The sequence below is a fragment of the Hyphomonas polymorpha PS728 genome, assembly GCF_000685315.1.
Taxonomy (GTDB): Bacteria; Pseudomonadota; Alphaproteobacteria; order Caulobacterales; family Hyphomonadaceae; genus Hyphomonas; species Hyphomonas polymorpha.
The window spans coordinates 20,268-40,675 of record NZ_ARYM01000023.1 but is presented as its reverse complement, the minus strand read 5'-3'; the positions used below and the strand labels follow the sequence as shown (position 1 = coordinate 40,675).

Here is a 20,408-nt window from a genome sequence, read left to right as displayed (position 1 = left end):
GTCAGCGGATAGCCACTGGATTGATGATGGCCTGCACGGCGCCTTCAAGGCGGGGCGTGCCCAGCGTGAAGAAGAACTCCGTCACGCCGTCTTCAGCCAGCTCATGCGTCACCATGTTTTCTAGGATGTAGACCCCGTTCTTGGCCAGCAGTGTCAGGTGAACATCAAACGGCCGGGCTTCCTTCTCGAACGGGATCACCTCCAGCGCCCAGGTGTCCGCCCCCACCGCTACCGCGCCCAGATCGGCCAGATATTGCGCGCCCTCCACGCCGGGACCAGGCTCAGTGGGCGGAAGATCAGCGGAGCCTTCATTGGCCTTCATCGTGCCGGTATGGAACAGCACCACATCGCCCTGCGTGATCGTGACGCCAGCCGCAGCCATCGCCGCATCAATCTCCGCCTTGTTGAAGGCCGTGCCCGCCGGCACCGGATTGCCAAACTGCTTGGTCATGTCCAGCAGCACGCCCCGGGTTGCCATGGGCGGCAGGTCATGCGTGCCAAACTGTGTCAGCCCGGCGGTGGTTACAAAATCCGCCACCCGAACACCGTTATAATAGCGATGGTCGATGCCCATATGGCCAAGGCCATCAATCTGGCTGCCGATGCCGATATAGGTGTTGACGAGATCGTCATTGCCAACAGCCTTGTTCTCGCCCAGCGGCGTGCCCGAACCGTCCGACAGCTGAAGGATCGTCATGGAGAAGCTGCGCGGGCCGTAGGCCGGTGTCTTGCGCCCGGTTACCTGCCCCAGGGCATAGGTCTTGCCCGTGGTGATCAGCTTGGCCGCCTCGGCGGTCTTCTCCGGCGAGAGAAGGTTCATCGCCCCGATCCGGTCCTCCGCGCCATAGCGGGAGGGATACCAGACCTCTTTGGCATCCGCCTTCGCGCCCGGCGCAGCCTCATCCGCCGCCATATGCCCACACGCCGCCACCAGCAGCACCGAGGCCATCAGGAACTTCTTCATCGCTTCCTCCCGTTATGAAATCTTTGGGAGAAAGCCTAGCGCCGGATCGCGCCTGCGCAACCCGTATCAGGCCCGGCGCACCAGGAAGCCCGCCCGGGGGAAATGCACATGCGTTGTCTCGGTTTCCGGGGTCACACGCTGCAGGATCACGCGCTGGCTGTCAGCATGCACCAACTCGCCCTCCACCCAGTCCTGGCCATAATCGTCGGGCGCCACAGCCACATGCTCGCCTGGCGCAAAGCCCTGCGGCTCGTTGCGCGTCGTTGCCGCCACAAGGCGCGGGGCGGCATCCTTGGCAATCGCCACGGCCTGGGCCGGCGTAATCGTCTCAGGCGTCTGCCCTTCCACTTCAGTCAGCCGGTCATACCAGGCCCGCGTCAGCGGCGCGCTCTCGAAACAGGCGTCGGCAAAGGCAGGCACGGCCTGCTTCATCCACCACACATTCATATAGGCATGCACGTCCACAAAGCCCGGCTTGGCGCCCACAAGGTAGAGCCCGCCGCCTGCGCCCTTGGCGCCCGCCAGCCGCTCCTCCAGCAACATCAGCCGCGCCCGCCACTGGTCGCGCATCATCGGCGCCACTGCCTTCATCGCCGGAATATTGAACGGCCGCCCGGAAAGCTGCTCCCGGTCCTTGATGAAAGCCTGGGGCACATTGTCCCCGATCTCGCCGAAGATCACCGCCACTGAAGACTGGAACCAGCGCCCATCGGTCCACCCGGCTACCATCTGCGCGAGGCCCTCATGGCCCGGAAGTTTCAACGCGACCATCGGATAGCGGATATCCAGCTCCCGCAGAATGATCGCCGTATCGCAATAGATATCCGCGCCGATCTGCAACACCGGAATGCGCCGGTATCCCCCCGTCAGCGGAACAAGGTCGGGCTTGGGCATGATCGAAGGCTGCTCAACCCGCGCATAGGCAAGGTTCTTGAGGCGAAGCGTCAGGCGCACCTTCTCGGCATAAGGCGATGCAGGATATTCGTGCAGGATAATGCTGCGGGCGTCCGCCATGATAACTGTTTGCCTCCCAGGCTGTTTTTGGGGCGCACTCTGCGCGCGTTCCTGTTTACAGGAAAGTGTAAATTCCGCCCTTAACCCGGCGATAGGAAACGGCAAGAAACGGGTGGCGCGCCCGCTGCCCCTCCGGCAAACTCTCCGTCATGGCTGACACGTTCTATCCCCTCGACGACCGCGCCCGCGCCTATGCCCGGATGGCCAAGGCCCTGGAATGGCTGGGCGATACCTGGCAGGACTGGCCGGGCCTTGACGCGGCCGCCCGCGCCATGGGCCTCTCCCCGCATCATTTCCAGCGCGAGTTCACCCGCTGGGCCGGCATCAGCCCCAAACAGTTCCAAGGCGCCCTCGCCCATGCCGCTGCCGGTGATCTCCTGCGCCAGGGCGCCAGCGTGCTGGACGCAAGCCTTGAGGCGGGCCTCTCCGGCCCCGGCCGCCTGCACGACCTGTTCATCGCCCATGAGGGCCTCACCCCCGGCGAGGCCAAGGCCGGCGGCAAGGGCGCAGACCTCATCCTCGGCAAGGCGCCCACCCCCTTCGGCATGGGTGCCTGGCTGATCGGCCCCCGCGGCCTCATCGCGCTGGGCTTCATTGACGAAGACGCCGCCCCCCGCACCGGCTTCGAGCATCAGGGCCGGCGGGAAGAAGATGCCTTCGCCAATCTCGCCAGCCGCTACCCCGCTGCCTCGATCCGCCGGGATGATGCCACCGCCGAGCGGATGGCGCGCGACGTGTTCGAGGATGGCGCCCCCCTGCCCGTCTGCCTCTATGGCACGCCCTTCCGCCGTCAGGTCTGGCGCGCGCTGCTGGATATCCCGGCCGGTGAAACCTGCACCTATGGGCGCCTGGCCGCGGCTATTGAGGCGCCCAAGGCCTCGCGCGCGGTCGGCGCAGCGGTCGGTGCCAACCCGATCAGCTGGTTCATCCCCTGCCACCGGGCCCTTGCAGCCGATGGCCGGCTACATAACTATCATTGGGGTGTGGCGCGAAAGCGCGCCATGCTGGTATACGAACGCGCCCATCTGGCCTGATCCTCAACGGGGCCAGCCAGCTTCGGGCGCCCAATTCTGGCCCTGAAGCGGACCTGACCCATGTGGCTCTACTTTCTTCTCCTTTTTGCCATCCTGGCCTGGGGCGCCCACCTTGGCTGGCGGTGGAAACAGACGCGGGAATTTGCGCCCCAGCTGCTCGCCCTGCGCCAGCAATCGGGTGAGTTGCCCCCCGGCATTGACGAGAAGGAGTTCACCGATCTCTATCTCCGCGCCGAGGGCCCCCGCGCCGCCACCTATATCTATGTCTGTGCCGCGCTGCTGACGCTGGGCCTCGCCCCGCTGATCGCCGTCTTCAACATGATCTGGGACACTTTCTGGCAGCTCTCGGGCACCTCGCCGGTCTTCGAGCGCGGCACCCTGATCCACACCTTCAGCACCTTCCTCGCCTTCATGGGGGTAACCGTGCTGCTCCTCGCCGCTGCCCTCCGCCGCTACTACACCCTGACACCGCCAAACCTCCGGCAGGTCATCCGTAATCTGAAGGAAGCCTATTCATGAGCCCTGAATTCCTCCACACCATGATCCGTGTCGGCGACATTGACGCGGCCAAGCGCTTCTTCTGCGACGGGCTCGGCCTGACAGAGGTGACCCGCTACGACAATGAAGCGGGCCGGTTCACCCTCGTCTTCCTCGCCGCGCCGGCAGACATCGAGCGGGGTGGCGGCGTGCCCGAAGGCGCCTCGCCCACTTCGCTCAATATACCGATGGTGGAACTCACCCATAACTGGGACGAAAAGGAATATTCCGGCGGGCGCAATTTCGGCCACCTCGCCTATCAGGTCGAAGACATCTACGCCGCCACTCAGCGCTTTGCCGATCTTGGCGTCACGATCAGCCGCCCGCCCAGAGACGGCCGCATGACCTTCATCCGCTCCCCCGACGGCATTTCGGTGGAGCTGCTCCAGAAAGGCAAGCCGCTGGCCCCGCAGGAACCCTGGGCCAGCGCGCCGAATATCGGGGCCTGGTAGCGGCCCCGAGGCCTACTCCGCAGCCGGAAGATCGAAGCTGTAGGCGTGACGCGCCAGCGGCTGCAGATTACCCACCTCATAGGTGTCAACGACAACCCGGCCGCTTTCGGTCACCGTGAACACGCGGTACATCGGCGTATGGCGGGTTTCGTCCGGAATCTTGGTGCGCTCCAGGGCCGGAATGTGCAGATAGTGCACATGGCCGATCTGCTTTGAATGGTCCACGCGGTCCATATCCATATGCAGGTCGCCGGAGATCACCGCGGCCAGGTTCGGCTGCGCCACCACCTCGGCAAAGCGGGGATTGGCGATGCCCTTGTCGGCATTTTCGGGGTACACACCAACCTGCGCGCCATGCACGATCAGCATCACCGGCTTGGGCGCTGCGGCCTGCACCGCCTCCAGCATCCAGGCAACGCCTTCGTCATTGAACTCCCGGCTGAAATCAGGGGAAGCGTAAACCATGACAACCGGCCCTTCATCCTGCACATAGCGGCGGCTGTCGAATGTGGCCTTGCCTTCGTTCCAGAGATTGGCAAATTCCAGGAAACGTTCTTCGGTCGAGCCGTATTCCTCATTCCCCATGATCGGATAGAAAGGCAGGGTCAGTGCCTGCAGCACCGGCGTGGCGGCTTCATACTGCAGCAGCGTTCCTTTATGCGCGATGTCGCCCACGCCGACGACAAAATCCATCCGCTCTCGGCCTGCCAGTGCGTTCACATCCGCCACCGCGCCCGCCATATTGGGAAACTCCGCCAGCGGCTTGGGCTCAGCATCCCCAAGCACCGCAAAGCGCAGCGCCACAGCCTCCACTGGGGCCGGCACCGGCGTCGCGCAGGCGGCCACCAGTGACAGCGCCGCCATCTGCGCGGCGACAAGAAGATGCCTCAGGGGCTGTGTGCGAAATCGGATCATCAACTCTCTCCCGAATGATCGGCCCCGGCAGGCAGAGGGCCCACCCGGCAAACTTCAAACCCGTCCCATGCCCCATCGCGACGAAGGTTTTATGACAATTGCCGCCGATATAGATGACAGTTTTGTGTCCCCCTCCTCCGCCCAAGGATGACCCTCCGCTCTGTCCCTGCGGTGAGGCTGCGGAAGATCAGCATTTGCCCTGCAAACGCCTGGAGCAGGCCATCGCGCAGCAAGGGGAGGCGAGAGCCTGCAACAGCGAGGATACGCGCGCCGCTATCCAACACGCCCCGCCCTCTCCTGCGGAAAGAGAGATCGCTCCCGATGGTACGGGAAGGCCGGGATCAGCACCGAGCAATCAAAGAAGATGGTGATCCCGGCGCGATTCGAACGCACGGCCTACAGATTAGGAATCTGTCGCTCTATCCTGCTGAGCTACGGGACCAGCCAATGCCTCCCCTATCCGAAAATGCCGGCGCGTTGAAGCGGAAATGCATGGGTCAGACATTCTCCAGCGCCTGTTTGAGGTCCGCCAGAAGATCATCCGGGGCCTCGATGCCCACCGAAAAGCGGATGAGCCCGTCGGTAAAGCCGATCCGGGCGCGCACATCGGCGGGCACGGCCGAATGCGTGGTCGAGCCGGGATGGCACATCAGGCTCTCGGTGCCGCCCAGGCTGACCGCCAGCTTGATCAGCCTCAGATTATCCAGAAGGCGGAAGGCCGCCTCCTTGCCGCCCGTCACATCGAAGGAAAAGGTCGCCCCGGCGGCCTCGCACTGCTCATCGAACACGCGCTTCTGGGGGTCGCCCGCCTCCAGAAAGCCCGGATACATCACCTGGGAAACCTTCGCATGATCCTTCAGATAGTCCGCGCAGACCCTGGCATTGCTGAAGGCCCGCTCCATGCGCAGCTGCACCGTCTCAAGAGACCGCGTCAGCAGCCAGCAGGTATGAGCGTCCAGCATCGTGCCAAGATAGTTCCGCATACGGCGGATCTTCGTCAGGATCTCTTCATTGCCGACAATTCCGCCGGCAATGAGATCGGAATGCCCGCCGACATATTTCGTCAGCGAATAGAGCGCGAGGTCGGCCCCATGCTTCAGGGGCTTGTGGCCGATCGGACCCATCATCGTGTTATCGCACATCAGGATCGGGCGGCGGCCGGTCTCCGCTTCGAGGATATCTGCCACGCGGGCGCAGGCGGCGATGTCCACCAGCGCGTTGGTGGGATTGGCCGGAGACTCGGTGAAGATCACGGAGACGGGGCCATGCCGGCGCACTGCCTCGCGGGCCGTGGCCAGGATCTGTTCCTGTGTCGACCAGGCGTCGAACTCTGCCGATTGCACGCCCCAGCCCGGCATGAAGCTCCGGACAAAGACTTCCGAAGCCCCGTAAAGCGGGCTGGAATGCAGGATCGCGGTTCCCGGCTCGGCGCAGGCAAACAGCGCCGTGGTGATGGCCGACATACCGGACGAAAAGGACAGCGCCGCCTCCCCGCCATCATAGAGGGTCAGCCGGTCCTCCAGCACTTCCATATTGGGATTGTTGAAGCGGGTGTAGATGAGGTCGGCCTCCTCCGGGTCCCCCTCCTCCCACCGCCCGGCGAGCCGGCGGAACAGCGCCTCCCCATCGCGGGCAGATTTGAAGGCGAAGGTCGAGGTCATGAAAATCGGCGGCTTGATCGAGCCTTCAGACATGAAGGGATCATAGCCAAATCCCATCACCAGTGATTCCGGGCTCAGCGTGTGGCCGGCAATCTCCCGTTTGCGATAGGGCTTCAGCGGTTTTGACATGGGGTTCCTCCCGTATACTTATCGTAAGGGAAAGCTTACCGGCGAGAAGTCTGCCTTAGCAAGGCGAAGTCACTTGCCTCCCGCCCGGCCGCCGGGTGATAGTTGGCCAATGGACGAGGCAGGGCGCCGGACGCCGATCCGCAATTTCGTGATCTTCGCCGCCGCGCTCATCGTGGCCGCTTGCGGCCGCGCGCCCTCTGATCCCCTCGAAGGTCTGGCGGTGGGAGAGCGGGGCCGCGTCGTACGGGTGATCGACGGAGACGCGCTGGTGCTCTCGACCGGGCAGAGCGTTCAGCTGATTGGCATTGAGGCGCCAGCCGGACCAAGCCGGGGCCGCGACGGCGAGGCGGGCTTTGAAGAATCCAAACGGGCGCTGGAGGATCTGGCCCTCGGCCGGGAGGTAGAGCTGCGCTATGGCGGTCTCACGCGCGACCGGTATGACCGGGCGCTCGCCCATGTCGTCACCACAGATACGCTGGGGCCAAAATACTGGCTGAATGCGGAGATGGTGAAACGCGGCGCCGCGCGGGTGCGGGTCTATCCCGATACGGCGGTGGCAAACGACCTCCTCCTGCCGCTTGAAGTTGCTGCGCGGGAGGCGAAAGCCGGCCTCTGGAAAGGGCGTCTCTGGACCATCACCCAGGCTGATGCCCTGCCCGATACATTCCAGGGCTTCCAGGTGGTGGAGGCAGTCACAGGGGGCATGCAGGGCTCAGACTTCCGGGGCGTCTCCTGCGACGTGCTGCTGGAGCGCTCCCTGCTGGTGCTGGAAATAGAGACCGCCGCCGCCGCGCTTTGCCAGATGGACCCGGATACGCGTATCCGTGCCAGGGGCTATGTCCGCAATCTCCGAATGGAGATCACCCATCCTCTGAATCTGGAAATACTTGAGGAACCCTGACAGGTCAGGCGTCGGGAACGAGCCCTGCGGTTTCCGGATCGCCCGCAATCTCCTCCAGCGCGCGCTTCAGTTTCAGGAGGGCAGCATGCTCGATCTGCCGCACGCGCTCCTTTGAGACACCAATTTCCTCGCCCAGCGCCTCAAGCGTCATCGGCTCGTCCGAGAGCCGCCGGCGCGTGATGATGTGGGTCTCTCGCGGGGTCAGCGTCTTCATGGCAGCGTCGATCCAGCCATGCCGGCGTTCTGTGTCGCGGCTGCGCATCACCGCCTCTTCCGGCGGCAGACTTTCATCGGCGATCATGTCCTGCAACTGCCCGTCCCCCTCCATCGTCAGGGGCGCATTGAGAGAGCGGTCTGATCCAGACAGCCGGGCAGACATTGTCTCCACATCCCGCAGCGGGACGCCCAGATGGGTGGCCACCCATTCCCGGTTCTCGGCGGTCATCGTTCCGTCGCCAAGATCGGAGATGCGCGCCCGCAACCGGCGCAGATTGAAAAACAGCGACTTCTGCGCCGAGGTCGTCCCGGTGCGGACGATGGACCAGTTGCGCAGCACATAGTCCTGAATGGAAGACCGGATCCACCAGCTGGCATAGGTGGAGAAGCGCACTTCACGCTCGGGCTCGAACCGGGCCGCTGCCTGCATCAGGCCAACATTGCCTTCCGATACCAGATCGGCCATCGGCAGACCGTAATGGCGAAACTTCGCGGCCATGGAGATGACGAGACGCATATAAGCCGTGGTCAGCTCATGCAGCGCGGCCTCGTCCGCGCCTTCGCGCCAGCGCCGGGCGAGCGACGCCTCATGCGCCGGATCAAGCAGCGGCGCCTTCATCGCCGTCTTCACGAACTGGCGGTCCGCCGGGCTCGTCGCTGAATATGCATTTGGCACGCGAAACCTCCTGCAGGCCGGATATGCTTCTCTCACCAACCTCTACGCCCCGCATTCCTGGCTGGATCACTGGCGGGCCTTGATTTTCGCCCCTTCCGCCCAAGCAGGCCTGCAGCCACCTCCGCTTGACGGGAAAACCCTGCCGGGCATAGGGTGGCCAAAAAGGAACAATACCGGAACGCGCCGCCATGGCCGATACCTCCAATGAAGAGTTGCCCCTCCGCCGCGCCGCCGAGATCTGCCGCGGCACGCTGCGGCTGATGGCGCAGCTTGGCTATTACGGCGTCACGGAGATGACGCTGGCCAACAATCGCCGGGCCGATATCGCCGCGATCGGCCCGGCCGGGGACATCTGGATGATCGAGATCAAATCCAGCATCCAGGACTTCAAGTCCGACGCCAAATGGCGGGAATATATGGACTATTGCGACCGGCTGACTTTCGCCGTTGGCGCAGACTTCCCCCAGGAGCTGATCCCGCCCGACACCGGCCTGATCATTGCCGATGCCTTCTATGGGGCAGTGATCCGGGAAGCACCGGAAACCCGCCTTGTGCCAGCCCGGCGCAAGGCAGTGACCCTGCGATTTGCCCGTCTGGCCGCTGCCCGGCTTACCAATGCCGCTGATACGGGCTGGACGCCGGGCGAGGACACGCTTACCTCGCCCCTGTCATGAGCCTTGCCTATCCCGTTGCCCGCTCCCTTGAAGATGCCCTGAAGCCCGGCGCGCCCACGGCGCGAAGCCGGCGCGAAGCAATGGCCCTTGCCAGAGGGCTGGCGCTGCAGGGGCTGGAAACCAGCTGGCTGCACTTGGCCGAGGCCGAAGCCGATGCTCTGTTCAAGGCTATCGGCGCCGACGGCCCAGCCGGCCATCTGCAGCGCTATGAAGATACCTCCGGCCACGCCGTCGTGGCGGTGACCTGGTGGAAGCTGGTGGACCCCAGTGATGTCCGCCCGCCGGAGAAGCGCGCCTTCGAGCCCGCCCCGCCGCCACCGGCGGAAGAAGATCACACCGACGACCTCTATTTCCGCCGCGGCCGCACCAAGACCCGCCGCCAAAAACCGGCCGATCCCAACCAGCTGGACCTGTTCAGCAAGAACCTGAAGGGCTGATGGCTCAGGCCGCCGCCGGCACTGGACCCCGATAGACAGAGCGCGGGCGCACCAGCCGCCCTTCTCCAATCTGTTCGCGCGCATGCGCCGTCCAGCCCAGCACCCGGCCGCAGGCAAAGACCGCCGTAAATGCTTCGCGGGGAAGGCCGAGCGCTTCCAGCAGCAGCGCCGTATAGAACTCCACATTCGTTTCCAGCCGCCGCTTGGGATATTTCGCTGCCAGCCGGCCAAGTATGGCCTGTTCAATATGTTCGGCAAATTCGAGCCGGCCAGTCGTTCCCGGCAGGCGCGCGACAGCCGCTTTGAGAGCATCCGCCCGGGGATCGCGCACCCGGTAAACCCGGTGGCCAAATCCCATGAGCCGGTCGCCGCGATTGAGCGCGCCCTCGATCCAGCGCTCCGCATTGGCCGGCGACCCGATGGCGTCTATCATGTCCAGCACCGGGCCCGGCGCGCCGCCATGCAGCGGGCCCTTGAGCGCCGAGATGCCGGCAACGGCAGCCGAGACAAGCCCGGCTCGCGTTGACGCCACAACGCGGGCCGCAAATGTAGACGCATTCAGCCCGTGATCGCAGACCGTCACAAGATAGGCATCCAGCGCGCGGGCCTCGGCCTGACCAGCCTGATTTCCCGTCAGCATCCGGAGGAAATCGGTTGACTGGGACAAGCCTCTGTCTGGCGCGATAGCGCCCTCTCCCCTCCTCCGCCGAACCGCAGCGGCCGTCAGCACCGGCCCGGCGGCAGCCAGCCGGATGGCGGTTTCAATGCTCTCATCGTCTGGCAACAACGCCCATCCCGCACGAAGATATGACACCCCATCCAGACCGGCCGGAAGATCAGCCACCAGATCAAAAACCTCTTCGCGCGCAGCGCCGATCCGCGCGCCAAGTTCCGCAACATCCGGCAGATCGTCAAAGAACCCCTGCCACAACAGATGCGCCACATCTTCAAACGCCATGGACGCTGCGAGCATCTCAACCGGCCAACCACGAATGATCAGGCGGCCGTTCTGTCCGTCCACATCTGACAGGACGGTCTCTGCCGCAACAATATCTTCAAGCCCGGAATCCATGACGGGATCTCCCTCTACATCTGGAAATCCATTTCGGCAGGGATCTTGGCATCGTCAATCTTGATCAATACAATCAACATATCATGTGGATTGCACGCACGGACGCTCTGAGCCTTTTGGGGGTAAAGCCCCAGACCCTGTATGCCTATGTCAGCCGGGGTTTGATTGCTTCCAGGCCGGATGCGGATGATCCTCGCGCCAGCCTCTATTCTGCCGCTGATATAGAAACATTGCTGAAGCGCCGCCGCAGCGGACGGGGCCGGGAGGCCATTGCCCGCGCCGCGATTTCCTGGGGCGAACCGGTGATGCAGACCGCCATCACCACCGTGCGCAGAGGCAAGCTGATTTATCGCGGCCGCGACGCGGTGCGCCTCGCGGCGGAAGCAACACTTGAAGAAACCGCCGCCCTTCTCTGGGATGCCGGCCCCCTGCCGGCCCAGCGCGCCGCAGAGACGCGGCCAGCAACCCTATGCGGAAAGGCCGGCGCGCTGGAATTTCTAGCGGCCCGCGCCGCCACTGACCCACCGAGTTTTGGACGCGGCCCCGCAGCATTGGCCAATGAGGGCGCATCCCTCCTCTCGGGTTTCTGCAACGCGATTACCGGCACCGGCGGACGCGGCTTCTTCCATCAGCGGCTTGCCCGGCATTGGGACCTCTCGCCAGGCGGGACAGACATGCTGCGGCGGGCTCTGGTGCTTGTTGCCGATCATGAGCTCAATCCGTCCACCTTCGCGGCGCGCGTTGCTGCCTCAACGGGCGCGCCGCTGGCTGCCTGCGCGCTCGCCGGCTGCGCCACCCTGACAGGGCCGCTGCATGGCGAAGCCTCCGCGCGCGCCCTTGCCTATCTGAAACGCGCCCTTGAAGCCGGGCCGGATGCTGCGCTCACGGATATTTCAGCACGCGGCCAGCATATCCCCGCCATGGGGCACGCCCTCTATCCGGAGGGAGATCCGCGCGCGGCCGCCCTGCTTAGATGGATGAAGCCGGGGCCGGAGCTTCGCCGCGCAATTCGCTCAGCCGAAGCCGCAGCGGGCGATGCAGCCAATATCGACATGGCGCTGGCCGCGCTGACCGTTCAGCTGAACCTGCCCGATGACGCGCCGTTCCTGATATTTGCCAGCGGCCGGATGGCCGGGTGGATTGCGCACGCCATGGAGCAGCGCGCCAGCAATCGCATCATTCGCCCACGGGCAAATTATACCGGCAGCTAGATCAGAGACGCTCTTTGATCGCGGCGACGGCAGCTTCCGCCGTGATGCCGAAATGCTGGTAGAGCTTCTGATAAGGGGCGCTGGCGCCGAAGCTGTCCATGCCGACAAAGCCGCCCTCAGCACCGATCCAGCGGTCCCAGCCAAAGCGAACCCCTGCCTCGATGGCGACCTTCGGCAGATCCTTGCCCAGCGTTTGAGCGCGGTAGGCAGCGTCCTGCAGGCCGAACAGCTCCATCGACGGCATCGAGACAACGCGCACGGCGATCCCCTCTTCAGCCAGCAGAGCCTGCGCCTTCAGCGCAATCTCGACTTCCGAGCCCGTGGCGATCAGCACGCCGCGTTCCTTGCCCTTGCCGGCAGGCGACAGCACATAGCCACCCTTCGCGGAGAGATTCTCGTCCGTATGCGTCTTGCGGGCGGGGGCCACGTTCTGGCGGGTCAGCGCCATGGTCGAGGGGCCTTCATTGCGGTGCAGCGCCAGTTCCCAGCACTCGGCGGTCTCCACGCCGTCAGCCGGGCGGAAGACGATCATGTTCGGCATCGCGCGCAGCGAGGCCACATGCTCCACCGGCTGGTGCGTCGGGCCATCTTCGCCAAGGCCGATGGAATCGTGCGTCATCACATGGACGACCTGCGTGCCCATCAGCGCGCCCAGGCGGATCGCGGCGCGGCTGTAATCGGCAAACACAAGGAAAGTGCCCGAATAGGGAATGATGCCACCATGCAGCGCCATGCCGTTCATCGCCGCCGCCATGGCGTGCTCGCGCACGCCGTAATGGATGTAGCGGCCATCCCAGCTTTTCGGCGTCATCGGCGCGGTGTGGCTGGTCTTGGTATTGTTCGAGCCCGAAAGGTCTGCCGAACCGCCAACCATTTCCGGAACAAGGCCGGTGATCACTTCCAGCGCTTCACCGCTCCACACGCGGGTTGCCTTAGAGGCGCCGCCTTCGGCCACCGCCTTCTTGTGCTTGATCACGGCCTTGCCGAGATTTTTCGGCAGACGGCCTGCGATCGCGGCATTGAACTCACCCTTGTGCGGGCTTGCCGTCAGGCGCTTCTTCCACGCGGCATGTTCGGCCTGCGACCGCTCCCCGGCTTTCGCCCAGGCTTTCTCGATCGCTTCAGGCACTTCAAACGGGGCATGCGGCCAATCCAGGGATTTGCGGATGCCGTCGATTTCCTCAGCGCCGTAAGGGCCGCCATGGGCCTTGCCGGTGCCGGCGAGTTTCGGCGCGCCGAAACCGATGATCGTTTTGACCGCCAGGAAAACCGGCTTCTTCTGCTTGGTGGCCCATTTCAGGGCCGCCTCAACGTCTTTCTCGTCATGCCCGTCCACGCGGCGGCTGATCCAGCCGGAGGCTTCAAACCGGGCGCACTGGTCGGTGGAATCCGAAAGGTCGGTCGAGCCATCAATGGTGACGGCATTGTCGTCGAACAGCACGATCAGCTTGTTCAGCTTCATATGGCCGGCCAGCGTGATCGCTTCCTGGCTGACGCCTTCCATCAGGCAGCCATCCCCGGCAATCACCCAGGTGCGATGATCGACCAGATCATTGCCAAACCGGGCGTTCAGGTGACGCTCGGCAATGGCCATGCCGACGGCGGTGGCGATGCCCTGCCCCAGCGGGCCGGTGGTCGTCTCGACGCCAAGGGTGACGAAATTCTCCGGATGGCCCGGCGTATTGGCGCCCAGCTGGCGGAAATTGCGGATGTCATCGCGGCTCACCGAAGCATAGCCCGTCAGGTGCAGCAGGGAGTATATCAGCATCGATCCGTGACCGGCCGAGAGCACAAACCGGTCGCGATCTGCCCAGTTGGGGTCTTTCGGATCAAACTTCAGGAATTTGCGGAAGAGGACGGTAGCAGCGTCCGCCATACCCAGCGGCAGGCCGACATGGCCCGATTTGGCGGCTTCGACGGCGTCCATGGACAGGGCTCGCACGGCATTTGCCATGTCGCGATTGGTGACAGCCATTCTGCTGATCTCCCGAAGTTTTGAGTTCGAGGCTGCTAGGCCAGACTTGCTGGCCTCCGTCAAGGCGCTTGGCGGCGCAAACCAATGCAGATACTTCATAATCTTATGAATGACATGGACTCGGCAGCCACGCGCCTGGATGCGGCCCTGAAGCGCCTTGAAGTGGCGCTCGAAGCCCATTTGACCCGTGCCGGCGATCCAGCCGCCCTGAAAGCCGAAATAGCCGCCCTCGTGGAAGATCGCGCCCGGCTGGCCGATCAACTCGATAAAGCCCTGGCGCGGGAGCAGGAGCTTCAGACCCTCGCCGATGAGGCGAGCGAGGCCCTCGGCGCCGCCATCCTGGAGGTTCGCGCCGCCCTCAGCCCGGAGGAAGAGGAGGCCGGCGATGGCCAAGGCTGACATCCGCATCCGGGGCCGCAGCTTCTCCATCGCCTGCACGCCGGGACAGGAAATGCGGGTTCAGCGCCTTGCCGAACAACTTGATGTCCGGCTGGCAGGCATTTCCTCGGCGGTCGGCGATATCGGGGATGACCGGCTACTCTTGATCGCGGCCCTCGCCTTGCTGGATGAGCTGGACGCAGCCCGCCAGGTGGCGCCATTTTCAGCCGCTGAGGCGCGGGCCGCAGGACTGATTACCGCCATGGCGGCCAAGGTTGAGGCGCTGGCCGCCCGGCTTGAGAGTGGCGGCCCCCTATGAACCAGGATGCCGCGACCCGATGCAGCAGGGCGCACCCACGCCAAGCGGACTAGTATCCAGCCCACCTAGGATGAAAGGCGAAACGCCATGCAACAATTCCTGACAATCGGCTTCTATGCCGCCCTGATCGCCGTCGCTGTGGTTCTGGTAATCGGCGTTGCCAATCTTGCCCGCCGGGACGGCAATCAGGTGAGCCGGTCCAACAAGCTGATGCGGATGCGCGTCATCTTCCAAGCCATCGCGATTGCCTTCCTGGTTCTCATCGGTATCGCTGCCGGGGCCATCAAGTTCGGCGGCTGAACAAGGAGAGCCTCGCCATGGTTCGCATCGACAAGATCTACACGCGCACCGGAGACAAGGGCGAAACCCGCCTCTCCACGGGCGAGCCGGTTGCGAAATGGCACCCCCGCGTGGCCGCCTATGGCACCGTCGATGAGCTCAATGCCGCGCTCGGCGTTGCCGCGCTGGAAGCAGATGGTGAGATGCTGGCACGCCTGCGCCGCATACAGAACGATCTTTTCGACCTTGGCGCAGACCTCGCCACCCCAGACCGGGGCCGCGTTCTGGAATGGACGCCGCTGCGCATCATCGCCACCCAGGTCAGCCGGCTTGAAGAAGAGATTGACGCGATGAACGCCTCAATCGCGCCCCTCGACAGCTTCATCCTCCCGGGCGGCTCACGCCTTGCTGCGCAGTTGCATGTCGCGCGCACCCTCTGCCGCCGCGCAGAGCGCGCCATTGCCGAGCTCGGCAGCATGGAAGACGAACCGGTGAACCCTGAAGCCCTCGCCTTCATCAACCGGCTGTCGGACTGGCTGTTCGTGGGCGGGCGGGCCGCCAATAATGACGGCGCCGATGACGTCAAATGGGTGCCGGGCGCCAACCGCTAGGCGTCAGCGCCGCTGCGCATCCCGCACCTCGGCCATCAGCGCAAACAGGTCCATCACCGGCGTCACCTTGCCGTCGCCGCGATATTCCCGGTAGAGACTGTCTACATTGACCGCGATCCGCTCCGCATCGCCCCAGTCGGCATAGTCGCCCAGCGCAATATCCAGCGCCGCTTCCCGTGCGCTCAATCCCGCATCAAACCGCGCCCGCGCTTCCCGGTCCACAAAGGCGAGATATTCCGCCACGCGGCGCACGCCCGCTTTGTCCGTTACCGGACCATGCCCCGGCACGATCACATCAACATCCATGGCAATGATTTCGTCACAGGCGCGAATCCAGTTTGCCACCGGCCCCGCCCACATCAGCGGCGTGCCATTGATGAAGAGAATGTCTCCGGTAAACACCGCCCTGTCTCCGGGCACATGCACCAGCACATCCCCGCCTGTATGCGCCGGGCCCACCTCGATCAGGCGCACCGCCTTGTCGCCCACCTTCAGTTCCATGGCGCCGGAGAAGGTTTGCGTGGGTTTGCGCTCATCGACATTCTCGAAATCGAACGGGGCGAATATGTCCGCGAAATAGGCGCCGGCAGGCCCCAGCTGCGCGCCCATCTTCTTGAACTGCGCCAGCATGGCGGGCGGCACTTCTGCCATTTCCCGGGCACTCGCCTCACTCGCAATAATCTCCGCCTGCGGACAGCAGCCATTGCCATGGCAATGATCGCCGTTGGCGTGGGTGTTGACGATCGTGCCGATCTTCTCCGCGCCAATGCCTGTGGCATCAGCCATCGCGTCCAGCATCTCGCGCGTCAACGCCATGTCGAACAGCGTATCGACTAGAAGCGAGGCCTCTCCATCCCGGATCAGCCCGGCATTCGACCAGCCCCAGCCGCCATCAGGCTGCAACCAGGCGTACAGCCCGTTGCCGATGTCCTTGAGACCCTTGGTATATTCCCAACGCGCCGCCATTGTATTTCCTCCCGGTCTTGTTTTGCCCGAAGCAGACCATGGCAGCCTCGCCCCGGCAAGCGCCCGATCAGAAACGCTCCAGCAGCCGGCGGAGATATTCGCGTTCTTCCTCATCCTCAGCCTCGCCATAGCGGCGGCGGAGTTCATCGAGAATATCCTTGGCACGCTGACGTTCGGATTCAGACGGTATCTCCACGCCCTGCCCGTCATTGCCTGCGCCCGTCAGCGGCCGCCCCAGCGGATCGTTGGAGTTTTGCCCCTGCTCGCCCAGCCGGTTTGCCCGCATCTGGTCAATCTGCTCTGCCATCTCACGGGAGAGTTCCGAGAGCATCTGCGTAGCCCGTTCCTGATCCATCACAGCGCGGCCCTCATTGCCGCCCTGAAGGGCGCGCTCGGCGCGGCGCTGCGCTTCCAGAATTGCCCGCAAGGCGTCTTCATCCAGGCCGGCTCCCGGCTGGCCTGCCCCCTCTTCGCCGGTCTGGCCGCTGTTCCCGCCGCGCCGTGCCAGTTCTTCCACCAGACGGCCAAGTTCAGCCTGACGCTCCGCCAGCGAACCGCCGCGGCCAGCGCCGGGCGTGCCGGTGCCCTGGCCTGGACCACCATCCTGCTCCTGCCCTTCGCCTGTGCCCTCGCCCTGATCGGTGCCTTCGCCGGGCTGTTGCCCGCTCTGGCCCGACTGCTCGCCGCGCTGCTGAGCAAGGGTGTCATCATTGAGCTGGCGTTGCTCGCGGAGGATTTCGGACAGGCGCCGCATGGCATCGGTCAGTTCCTGTTCTTCAGGCGGAAGGTCGCTGTCCTCGCCATCGGCCTGCTCGCCCGGCATCCCGTCACCCTGACCTTGCCCCCGCTGGAATTCGAGATTTTCCAGCAGGTTGGTGATGTCGGAAAGCAGCTGGCGCGCCTGTTCGGCGGCGCCCGTTTCGGTCAGATCCTGCAGCGCATTCAGCATGTCCTCGAAATCCTGCCCGCCGAGGGAATCTCCGCCCGCCTGGGCCTGGCCATCCTGCTGCTGCTCCGGCGCGTCCAGCCCCCCGGCCATCGCCTCGGCCATTTTCGCGGCAAGGTATTCGTTGGCGGCGTCGCGGAAGGCTTCCATCAGCCTGCGGATTTCCTCTTCCGGCGCGCCTTCCCGCAACGCCCGCTCGAGCGCCGCGCGGGCCGCCTCGAGCCGCGCCCGCGCATCAGCCACACTGCCATGCTCCAGTTTCAGCGCGATGGCCCAGAGCAGTGGCTCCACCGCGTCCGCTTCCGCCTTCGTGCCGGCCGTCTGCAATGTGCCAAGCGCCATGCGCAGACCCATGAAGGCACCCAGGTCATTGATGAACATTTCGCCGCGATAGGTCACCGAATCGAGCATCAGGGCGGCCTGGCGCACGCCCTCCGGCGCCGCGTCCAGCCGCCCGGTGGCCGCCGTGTTGATTGCGCCATCGGTCAGCGCCTGATCATTCCTGGGCATCTCGGCATACGGGCGGGGCTCGCGCAGCACGGTTACGCGCGCTTCCTGCGCCGCCTGCGCCAGCGGATCGAGGAACAGCTTCTCCGGCAGGATAAACGGCATCGACTCGCTGAAACCCTCCTGCCCGGCCCCATCCCGGGCAACCAGCCGCACATCCACCGGCAGGCCGGCCCAGCGGTGACGGGTAAGATCCAGCTGCGCGGTAGCCGACAACTCCCTGGCTCCCGGCGCGCCCGGCATCGGCACGGGCACACGGTCCTCCGCCTCCGGAGCAGCCGGATGCGGCACGCGCAAGCGGATCGCCAGTTCCACGGCGGTCACGCCATAATCATCGCCCGCTTTCCATTTGAACTCTACCTGATCCCTCTGCCCGGGCGCAGGCGGGCTGTCGAAAGCGATCAGCGGCACTTCATCGGGCAGCACAATGAAATTCCACCGTGCCCGCTCGCCCCACCAGTTCACGGTCAGGCGTGTGTCACCCTCTATCCGGGCGCGCGCTTCGAAAGCGCCTTCTGGCGTCTGGGCAAAACGCATCGTCTTGCGCTTGTCGCCGCGCAGAATGAGTTTCGGCGCCGAGGGCGCCTGCGTGCGCAGGGTAATTTCAGAACCGACCGGCACGCGCACATCTTTCATGCCCGCCTGCAGGAAGACCGGCGCCCGGCCGGTATGTTCGGGCGGCGTCACCCAGGCTTCCACCACCATCTTGTCAGCGCCCGCCAGCGCGCCGAGATCCGGGCTCAGGGCACGTAAAATCCGCCCCGGCGCCGCCGGTCCCGCAACCAGTGCCAGCGCCACCACAACCACCGGCACGATATAGCGCACGCGGTAAGGATCGAGCGCCGCCCATTCCGCCGCCAGACGCGGCAGACGAAGATTTCCGATTTCCGCAACCAGCCGCGCCCGGTGCGCCCGCCAGAGGCTTGCCGGTCCCGCAGCTGGGTCAGCTGGCCGGTCCGTCAGCGATGAAACGGGCCGCAGCTCAGACTGCCCATCGAGCGCGCGGACCACATCGGCCTCTGCCGGCCGCCGATACCGCCGCCAGGACATCCAGCAAAGACCGATGCCGGTGAGGATCAGAAGCGGCAGGATAAGCGCCGCCAGGAAACTGCTCAGCCGGTCAAAACCGCCCGCCAGCGCGATAGCCAGGAAACCGGCGATAAAGACAAAGGCTGGCCACCAGGCGCGGCCCAGCGCCAGAAGCGTCAGCCGGCGGCGCGTCGCCGCCAGCTTCTTCCCCAGCGTGTTCAGGCCTTCGCCTTGATCCAATCGGGCACCTCTTCCAGCATCGTCATTTCGTCGAAATCCGGCCGCCGGCGCACCACGCTATAGTGATCGCCACTGACCAGAACTTCCGGAACCAATGGACGGGCATTGTAGGCCGAAGAGAGCACAGCGCCATAGGCGCCTGCAGACATGAACGCCAGACGGTCACCCGGCGCCACCTCCGGCAGGTTGCGGGCGGTGGCAAATTTGTCAGTCGACTCGCAGATCGGCCCCACCACGTCATAGGTCTTTTCCGCAGTCCCTAGTGCAGGTTCGGCCAGGGGGCGGATGTCGTGATGCGCCCCGTAGAGCGCCGGACGGATCAGATCATTCATGCCCGCATCGATGATCAGGAATGTCCGGTCCGGCGCCTGTTTTTCATAGAGGGCCGTGGTCAGCAGCACGCCCGCATTCCCGGCAATCACGCGGCCCGGCTCTAGGATCACCTCAAAGCCATGGCCCGCCGTGACGTCTGAAATCATCGCCGCATAGGCCGAGGGCGCAGCCGGCGCGTCGGTTTCGCGGTAAGGGATACCCAGCCCGCCGCCCACATCAATGCGGGCGATGTCATGCCCCTGCTCCCGCAGGCGCAGGGCAAGGCCAACAACTTTTTCGAATGCCGCCCGCATCGGGCCAAGTTCACCGATCTGGCTGCCGATGTGCACGTCAACGCCAACCACCTTGATGCCCGGCAGCTTGCCTGCCTCGGCATAAAGCGTTTCGGCCTCGCCCCAGGGCACACCGAACTTGTCGCCGGATTTGCCCGTCGAAATGTTCGGATGCCCGCCAGCCGCCACATCCGGGTTCACGCGCAGCGCAATCGGGGCTGCGGACCCCAGATCACTCGCCACCTTCGACAGCAGGCGAAGCTCCCCGGCGCTCTCGACATTGAACTGGTGAATGCCCGCTTCGAGCGCCAGCTTCATCTCAGCCGCCGTCTTGCCGACGCCGGAGAAGACAATACGGGAAGCCGGAATGCCCGCCTTCATCGCCCGCTGCATCTCGCCGCCGCTGACCACATCGGCCCCGCAGCCTTCGGCCGCAAGGGTCGCGAGAACAGCCAGGTTGCCATTGGCCTTCACCGAATAGGCAATCAGCACCTTCTGGCCGCTGAACGCCTCGGCGATCACCCGCGCATGGCGTTGCAGCGTGGCATTTGAATAGACATAAACCGGTGTTCCCACCTCGTCCGCAATGCGGCCAAGGTCGACGCCCTCACATTGGAGGCGGCCTCCGGCATAATTGAAATGATGCATATAGGCTCCAGG

Annotated in this window: 21 protein-coding genes and 1 tRNA gene; 11 read left to right on the top strand and 11 right to left on the bottom strand. The window is 64.7% G+C overall.

From position 1 onward, the window contains the following. Position 1: 1 nt before the first annotated feature. Entirely contained in the window at positions 2-964 is a 963-nt protein-coding gene (locus HPO_RS16130; RefSeq protein ID WP_035601040.1) for a cyclase family protein, read from the bottom strand. Positions 965-1,030: 66 nt separating this feature from the next. Next, positions 1,031-1,978 carry a glutathione S-transferase gene (locus HPO_RS16125; protein ID WP_035601037.1) on the bottom strand — a complete coding sequence of 316 codons (948 nt, stop codon included), beginning with the start codon at positions 1,976-1,978 and terminating at the stop codon, positions 1,031-1,033. A gap of 149 nt (positions 1,979-2,127) precedes the next feature. On the opposite strand from HPO_RS16125, the gene HPO_RS16120 reads away from it, so the two are divergent. Genes HPO_RS16120 through HPO_RS16110 form a run of 3 tightly spaced genes read left to right on the top strand, consistent with a single transcriptional unit; the run spans position 2,128 to position 4,001 of the window. Continuing rightward, the gene (locus HPO_RS16120) at positions 2,128-3,012 is read left to right on the top strand and encodes a methylated-DNA--[protein]-cysteine S-methyltransferase (protein WP_035601035.1); all 885 of its coding nucleotides are present in this window, start codon (positions 2,128-2,130) and stop codon (positions 3,010-3,012) included. A gap of 60 nt (positions 3,013-3,072) precedes the next feature. Beyond that, positions 3,073-3,531 (top strand): hypothetical protein, encoded by a 459-nt coding sequence (locus tag HPO_RS16115; protein ID WP_035601032.1) that lies wholly within the window; start codon positions 3,073-3,075, stop codon positions 3,529-3,531. Further along, positions 3,528-4,001, top strand: a complete 474-nt coding sequence (locus HPO_RS16110; protein WP_035601029.1) for a VOC family protein — start codon at positions 3,528-3,530, stop codon at positions 3,999-4,001. The genes HPO_RS16115 and HPO_RS16110 overlap by 4 nt, the downstream gene beginning before the upstream one ends. A gap of 12 nt (positions 4,002-4,013) precedes the next feature. Here the strand turns inward: HPO_RS16110 and HPO_RS16105 are convergent, their stop codons facing one another. From HPO_RS16105 to HPO_RS16095, 3 genes are all read right to left on the bottom strand, one after another. Continuing rightward, a complete protein-coding gene (locus HPO_RS16105; RefSeq protein WP_051612694.1) occupies positions 4,014-4,916 on the bottom strand; it encodes a metallophosphoesterase family protein in 903 nt (300 codons plus the stop codon). Positions 4,917-5,281: 365 nt separating this feature from the next. Beyond that, positions 5,282-5,358 (bottom strand) — tRNA-Arg (locus HPO_RS16100). Between the two features lie 55 nt (positions 5,359-5,413). Then, positions 5,414-6,706: a cystathionine gamma-synthase family protein gene (locus tag HPO_RS16095; protein ID WP_035601026.1), complete on the bottom strand. Its 1,293-nt coding sequence runs from the start codon at positions 6,704-6,706 to the stop codon at positions 5,414-5,416. Between the two features lie 109 nt (positions 6,707-6,815). Between HPO_RS16095 and HPO_RS19940 the strand changes: the two genes are divergently transcribed. Next, positions 6,816-7,607 carry a thermonuclease family protein gene (locus HPO_RS19940; RefSeq protein ID WP_051612693.1) on the top strand — a complete coding sequence of 264 codons (792 nt, stop codon included), beginning with the start codon at positions 6,816-6,818 and terminating at the stop codon, positions 7,605-7,607. 4 nt (positions 7,608-7,611) lie between these two features. Here the strand turns inward: HPO_RS19940 and HPO_RS16085 are convergent, their stop codons facing one another. Further along, on the bottom strand, positions 7,612-8,499 hold the full coding sequence (locus HPO_RS16085) for an RNA polymerase factor sigma-32 (RefSeq protein WP_035601023.1): 888 nt from the start codon (positions 8,497-8,499) through the stop codon (positions 7,612-7,614). Between the two features lie 188 nt (positions 8,500-8,687). On the opposite strand from HPO_RS16085, the gene HPO_RS16080 reads away from it, so the two are divergent. Further along, a complete protein-coding gene (locus tag HPO_RS16080) occupies positions 8,688-9,173 on the top strand; it encodes an MmcB family DNA repair protein (protein ID WP_035601020.1) in 486 nt (161 codons plus the stop codon). Then, complete coding sequence (locus HPO_RS16075) at positions 9,170-9,610, top strand: hypothetical protein (RefSeq protein WP_035601016.1); 441 nt, start codon at positions 9,170-9,172, stop codon at positions 9,608-9,610. Before HPO_RS16080 ends, HPO_RS16075 begins: the two co-directional genes overlap by 4 nt. Positions 9,611-9,614: 4 nt before the next feature. On the opposite strand, the gene HPO_RS16070 is transcribed toward HPO_RS16075, so the two are convergent. Then, complete coding sequence (locus tag HPO_RS16070) at positions 9,615-10,682, bottom strand: citrate synthase/methylcitrate synthase (RefSeq protein ID WP_035601012.1); 1,068 nt, start codon at positions 10,680-10,682, stop codon at positions 9,615-9,617. 83 nt (positions 10,683-10,765) lie between these two features. Here HPO_RS16070 and HPO_RS16065 point away from each other — a divergent pair, with 83 nt between their 5' ends. Further along, on the top strand, positions 10,766-11,893 hold the full coding sequence (locus HPO_RS16065; protein WP_035601009.1) for a citrate/2-methylcitrate synthase: 1,128 nt from the start codon (positions 10,766-10,768) through the stop codon (positions 11,891-11,893). 1 nt (position 11,894) lies between these two features. Here the strand turns inward: HPO_RS16065 and tkt are convergent, their stop codons facing one another. Then, the gene (gene tkt / locus HPO_RS16060; protein WP_422120102.1) at positions 11,895-13,967 is read right to left on the bottom strand and encodes a transketolase; all 2,073 of its coding nucleotides are present in this window, start codon (positions 13,965-13,967) and stop codon (positions 11,895-11,897) included. Between tkt and HPO_RS16055 the strand changes: the two genes are divergently transcribed. The 4 genes from HPO_RS16055 to HPO_RS16040 all read left to right on the top strand — a co-directional run bounded on the left by HPO_RS16055 (position 13,953) and on the right by HPO_RS16040 (position 15,455). Beyond that, positions 13,953-14,267 (top strand): DUF4164 family protein, encoded by a 315-nt coding sequence (locus HPO_RS16055; RefSeq protein WP_035601003.1) that lies wholly within the window; start codon positions 13,953-13,955, stop codon positions 14,265-14,267. The two genes, tkt and HPO_RS16055, sit on opposite strands and share 15 nt — an antisense overlap. Next, the gene (locus HPO_RS16050) at positions 14,254-14,565 is read left to right on the top strand and encodes a cell division protein ZapA (RefSeq protein WP_035601002.1); all 312 of its coding nucleotides are present in this window, start codon (positions 14,254-14,256) and stop codon (positions 14,563-14,565) included. The genes HPO_RS16055 and HPO_RS16050 overlap by 14 nt, the downstream gene beginning before the upstream one ends. A gap of 87 nt (positions 14,566-14,652) precedes the next feature. Then, complete coding sequence (locus HPO_RS16045; protein WP_035601000.1) at positions 14,653-14,865, top strand: twin transmembrane helix small protein; 213 nt, start codon at positions 14,653-14,655, stop codon at positions 14,863-14,865. 17 nt (positions 14,866-14,882) lie between these two features. Next, a complete protein-coding gene (locus HPO_RS16040) occupies positions 14,883-15,455 on the top strand; it encodes a cob(I)yrinic acid a,c-diamide adenosyltransferase (RefSeq protein WP_035600998.1) in 573 nt (190 codons plus the stop codon). 3 nt (positions 15,456-15,458) lie between these two features. Here the strand turns inward: HPO_RS16040 and HPO_RS16035 are convergent, their stop codons facing one another. The 3 genes from HPO_RS16035 to lysA form a co-directional block, all read right to left on the bottom strand. Next, positions 15,459-16,421, bottom strand: a complete 963-nt coding sequence (locus HPO_RS16035) for an MBL fold metallo-hydrolase (RefSeq protein ID WP_051612692.1) — start codon at positions 16,419-16,421, stop codon at positions 15,459-15,461. A 67-nt stretch (positions 16,422-16,488) separates the two neighbouring features. Then, on the bottom strand, positions 16,489-19,143 hold the full coding sequence (locus HPO_RS16030) for a DUF4175 domain-containing protein (protein ID WP_035600996.1): 2,655 nt from the start codon (positions 19,141-19,143) through the stop codon (positions 16,489-16,491). Then, complete coding sequence (gene lysA / locus HPO_RS16025; RefSeq protein WP_035600993.1) at positions 19,122-20,396, bottom strand: diaminopimelate decarboxylase; 1,275 nt, start codon at positions 20,394-20,396, stop codon at positions 19,122-19,124. The genes HPO_RS16030 and lysA overlap by 22 nt, the downstream gene beginning before the upstream one ends. Positions 20,397-20,408 lie beyond the last annotated feature (12 nt).

Excerpts from the sequence above, each read along its gene's own strand:
- HPO_RS16065 (WP_035601009.1), top strand. The coding sequence starts at position 10,766 with ATGTGGATTGCACGCACGGACGCTCTGAGCCTTTTGGGGGTAAAGCCC.
- HPO_RS16035 (WP_051612692.1), bottom strand. The coding sequence starts at position 16,421 with ATGGCGGCGCGTTGGGAATATACCAAGGGTCTCAAGGACATCGGCAAC.
- HPO_RS16045 (WP_035601000.1), top strand. The coding sequence starts at position 14,653 with ATGCAACAATTCCTGACAATCGGCTTCTATGCCGCCCTGATCGCCGTC.
- HPO_RS16105 (WP_051612694.1), bottom strand. The coding sequence starts at position 4,916 with ATGATCCGATTTCGCACACAGCCCCTGAGGCATCTTCTTGTCGCCGCG.
- HPO_RS16050 (WP_035601002.1), top strand. The coding sequence starts at position 14,254 with ATGGCCAAGGCTGACATCCGCATCCGGGGCCGCAGCTTCTCCATCGCC.
- HPO_RS16095 (WP_035601026.1), bottom strand. The coding sequence starts at position 6,706 with ATGTCAAAACCGCTGAAGCCCTATCGCAAACGGGAGATTGCCGGCCAC.
- HPO_RS16125 (WP_035601037.1), bottom strand. The coding sequence starts at position 1,978 with ATGGCGGACGCCCGCAGCATTATCCTGCACGAATATCCTGCATCGCCT.
- HPO_RS19940 (WP_051612693.1), top strand. The coding sequence starts at position 6,816 with ATGGACGAGGCAGGGCGCCGGACGCCGATCCGCAATTTCGTGATCTTC.
- HPO_RS16075 (WP_035601016.1), top strand. The coding sequence starts at position 9,170 with ATGAGCCTTGCCTATCCCGTTGCCCGCTCCCTTGAAGATGCCCTGAAG.
- HPO_RS16120 (WP_035601035.1), top strand. The coding sequence starts at position 2,128 with ATGGCTGACACGTTCTATCCCCTCGACGACCGCGCCCGCGCCTATGCC.
- HPO_RS16080 (WP_035601020.1), top strand. The coding sequence starts at position 8,688 with ATGGCCGATACCTCCAATGAAGAGTTGCCCCTCCGCCGCGCCGCCGAG.
- lysA (WP_035600993.1), bottom strand. The coding sequence starts at position 20,396 with ATGCATCATTTCAATTATGCCGGAGGCCGCCTCCAATGTGAGGGCGTC.
- HPO_RS16110 (WP_035601029.1), top strand. The coding sequence starts at position 3,528 with ATGAGCCCTGAATTCCTCCACACCATGATCCGTGTCGGCGACATTGAC.
- HPO_RS16055 (WP_035601003.1), top strand. The coding sequence starts at position 13,953 with ATGCAGATACTTCATAATCTTATGAATGACATGGACTCGGCAGCCACG.
- HPO_RS16115 (WP_035601032.1), top strand. The coding sequence starts at position 3,073 with ATGTGGCTCTACTTTCTTCTCCTTTTTGCCATCCTGGCCTGGGGCGCC.
- HPO_RS16130 (WP_035601040.1), bottom strand. The coding sequence starts at position 964 with ATGAAGAAGTTCCTGATGGCCTCGGTGCTGCTGGTGGCGGCGTGTGGG.
- HPO_RS16040 (WP_035600998.1), top strand. The coding sequence starts at position 14,883 with ATGGTTCGCATCGACAAGATCTACACGCGCACCGGAGACAAGGGCGAA.
- HPO_RS16070 (WP_035601012.1), bottom strand. The coding sequence starts at position 10,682 with ATGGATTCCGGGCTTGAAGATATTGTTGCGGCAGAGACCGTCCTGTCA.
- tkt (WP_422120102.1), bottom strand. The coding sequence starts at position 13,967 with ATGAAGTATCTGCATTGGTTTGCGCCGCCAAGCGCCTTGACGGAGGCC.